This is a genomic window from Bacteroidota bacterium, assembly GCA_030706565.1.
Lineage (GTDB): Bacteria > Bacteroidota > Bacteroidia > Bacteroidales > JAUZOH01 > JAUZOH01.
Genome location: JAUZOH010000567.1, coordinates 1 through 1,870 on the forward strand (window position 1 = coordinate 1; position 1,870 = coordinate 1,870).

Consider the following 1,870-nt stretch of genomic DNA (forward strand, 5'->3'; position numbering starts at 1 on the left):
AGTCAGTTAGTTAGTTAATTGATTAGATATCAACATATTTATAACTTTACAGACAGTTTCTTGCCAGTATAAGAAACCTCTTTACCAGAATTCTCGGCATTTAAACCGGCCGTTTTCCCTTTCTCAGCAAGAACAACTCGGAATTTCCGTTTGGTAAGCATCCCGGGAAACGATCCTTTGCGTTCTCCAATGGTCAAAGTTTTTTTGGCATTGTCCCAATTAAAAGAAATGGTTGAGAAAGAACCTTTTTCGTAATTGTAATTATCATTCTCGTCTTCATAAAGGATAAATTCGCCGTTAGCCCCTCCGTAAACCCGGATCTCGAGGTCGTCCCATTTCTTTTCGGCAGCAAACTGTACTTTAGGCCCGACTGGAAGGATACTTCCTGCCTTAATGTATAAAGGAATCTGGTCTATAGCCGTTTGTTGGGTGATTTCCTGTCCGCCATCAAGTTTCTCGTTGGTCCAGAAATCATACCAGACAGTACCTGCCGGTAAATAAACTTTTGCGGTCTTTGACTTGGTGAAATCCACAGAAGTACCTTTGTTCCCAGTTCCTGAATTTTTGTTCCATCCGCTTTCGGCATCAGTTTTTACTACAGCTTCAGGGGTATATTGCGCCGTGATAACCGGGGCCACCAGTATGGATTTACCGAACAGGTATTCGTTGTTCATGTTGCGGACATTTTTATCGTCAAAATCCATTGCCAGGGCACGCATAAAACTCGACTGGTTATGGGTAACAGACCATGCAGTCGAGTAAATGTAGGGAAGCATCGCATAGCGAAGATTAATTGTCTTTTCTATGGCATCATAGATTGGTTCTCCTTTTTTACCAAAATTATAGATTTCACGGGGAACGTCAGTTCCATGCGAACGCATCATCGGGGTAAATGCCCCAAATTGGAGCCAGCGTACGTACAATTCCTGAAACATCGGATTTTTTGCCCCGGAGCCATCGCTCCAATTTCTATTATATGCGCCTGCAAAAAAGCCTCCTATATCGCTGTTCCAATATGGAACACCACTTAAGGTGAAGTTGAGCCCGGCGGGTATCTGGTTTCGTAACGATTGCCAGGATGAATTCACATCCCCCGACCAGGTGTTAGCACCGTAACGCTGCTGGCCTGCAAAGGCCGAACGGGTAAGAATAAAAATCCGTTTATCTGAACTTACCTGTCGCTGATGCTCAGAAACGCCACCAACTGTCATTAACGGGAAAGCGTTACGAACTTTACGAAAAGAGCCAAGGTAAGTTTTCAGGTCAAAATCCGAAGGTTTAAAACTCATATGATCGGGTTCTGAAGAATCCATCCACCAGCCGTCAATTCCTAAAGAAAAAAGACCACTGTTGAGATATTTCCAGTAAATATCACGAGCTTCAGGATTGTACGGATCATAAGGTTTAACTCCCGAAGGATAATTCATATCAGGTGGCCATTTATCAAGTCCCGATTGTGGCCAGGTTTGAAAATCCAGGAGCATACCTTTAGGTTCCATCTCACGATATTGCCTTGTCATCGGGCCAAACGAACTCCAGATAGAGATGATAAGATGAGCATTTTGGTTGTGAATATCGTCAACCATTTTCTTAGGATTGGGAAATTCAGGATTCAGAAAATCCATTGCATTCCACAAATAATTATTGCCCCAGTATTGCCAGTCCTGAATAATACCATCAAGAGGAACTCCAAGTTCACGGTATTTATTAACCACTCCAACCAGTTCATCCTGGCTTTTATAGCGTTCTTTACTCTGCCAGAATCCATAAGTCCACAATGGGAACATAGGCACCTGCCCGGTAAGGTCGCGCATACACGAAATTGCGCCGTCTATATTCCCACCGGCCATAAAATAATAATCGATGCAAT

The 1,870-nt window shown here is 43.2% G+C and carries 1 protein-coding gene; it reads right to left on the reverse strand.

Going from position 1 to position 1,870, the window contains the following annotated elements; genetic code table 11:
- Positions 1–38: 38 nt before the first annotated feature.
- Positions 39–1,870 (reverse strand): glycoside hydrolase family 31 protein (locus Q8907_16835; protein ID MDP4275935.1); only part of this gene is annotated, 1,832 nt, incomplete at its 5' end.